This window comes from Liquorilactobacillus capillatus DSM 19910 (assembly GCF_001434915.1).
Classification (GTDB): Bacteria; Bacillota; Bacilli; order Lactobacillales; family Lactobacillaceae; genus Liquorilactobacillus; species Liquorilactobacillus capillatus.
On sequence record NZ_AZEF01000014.1, the window covers coordinates 1 to 1,471 of the forward strand.

The 1,471-nt window shown below is 37.3% G+C and carries 1 protein-coding gene; it reads left to right on the forward strand.

Annotated features, from left to right (window positions below; all coding sequences use genetic code 11):
* The first annotated feature begins 152 nt into the window (after nucleotides 1-152).
* Nucleotides 153-1,424 carry an ISL3 family transposase gene (locus tag FC81_RS03685; RefSeq protein ID WP_057743110.1) on the forward strand — a complete coding sequence of 424 codons (1,272 nt, stop codon included), beginning with the start codon at nucleotides 153-155 and terminating at the stop codon, nucleotides 1,422-1,424.
* The last annotated feature ends 47 nt before the right edge of the window (nucleotides 1,425-1,471 follow it).

The following is a 1,471-nucleotide window of genomic DNA, read 5'->3' on the forward strand; positions in this document are numbered from 1 at the left end:
GGTTCTACAATATCTGTTGTTGGTAATAGATTTCTCTATTACTAATGACAGATTTTTTGTATATTATTATTGAAGACAAAAAAGCGGACATTTCTATCCGTTCATAAAAACCAACAACCACGAAGATTTTTCAGAAAGAAGGAAATGTCCTTATGTGTAATGATACTACAAAGTTGTTATTAGGTATAGAAGATAATCATATCAAAATTGAAGATGGTGCCAGAAAAAATGATGGCGTTATTCGACTAAATGGTACTTTAGACTACCGTCCAAAGTCTTGTCCGCATTGCGGTATCATCAATGATGGTCAAATTATCAATTATGGTTGGCGCATGACAAACGTTCGTTTCGCAAAAGTGCTTGGGAATAATGTTATCCTGCAATTAAAGCGGAGAAATTTTCAATGTAAAGAGTGTCAGACCACTTTCTTGGCCCAAACAAACTTAGTTCCAAAGCACTGTACAATTTCTAATCCAACTCGAAAGGAATGTTTAGAGAAGCTTGAAGAGCCAGTATCTCTAAAACATATCGCCAACGAACTATCAACCTCAGACTCCTTTGTTGGTCGCGAGCTGATGCGCGCAGAGCGAGACTTTCAGCCTAACCTGCACTATTTGCCCGAAGTTATTTTAATGGATGAAATTAAGAGTACAAAATCGGCGACAGATGCCATGAGCTTTGAATTTATGGATGCACAGACACATGAACTAATTGATTTACTGCCCTTTCGAACTATTCACCAACTAAAGAAGTATTTTAACCGATACGATCAGTCCGCTAGGGAAAACGTCAAAATTATCGTTACCGATATGAATTATACATACCCCAAGCTCGTTGGGACAATCTTTCCCAATGCGATTGTAGTAGTGGATAAATTTCACATTATAAATGCCCTTAACCGGGCGTTCAATAGGACTAGAATTAGACTGATGAAGCAGTTTTCACCTTCTTCCCGTGAATTTCGAGCACTCAAACGTTACTGGAAACTACTCCTTGTCCCTTCTGACCAATTGGATTTTGAACATTTTCATAAATGGACTAATTTTCCCTACTGGATTACCGCTACCGATGTCGTCCATAAACTATTATCTCTTGATACTGAACTCAAGCAAACTTATAGCATTTTAAACCACGTACGAATCGCAATCCAGCATAAAAGTTGGAGTAACTACAACGCCGCTTTCTGGAATATTAAAAGTTGTTCTGAAGAAATGAGCAGCACGATTACGATGCTTCAAACCCATCATAAAGAAATCCATAATACCTTTATTACTCAGTATTCAAATGGGCCTTTAGAGGGAACTAATAATAAAATCAAAGCGATTAAACGAGCGAGTTTTGGGTATCGTAGCTTCTTCAGATTTAGAACCAGGGTACTGTATATTTTTCGAATCCATACAAAAAAAGTTCTAATCACAAAGTAATTAGAACTTTTATAAGTGGATTCACCAACAACAGTTGACGAAGAGCC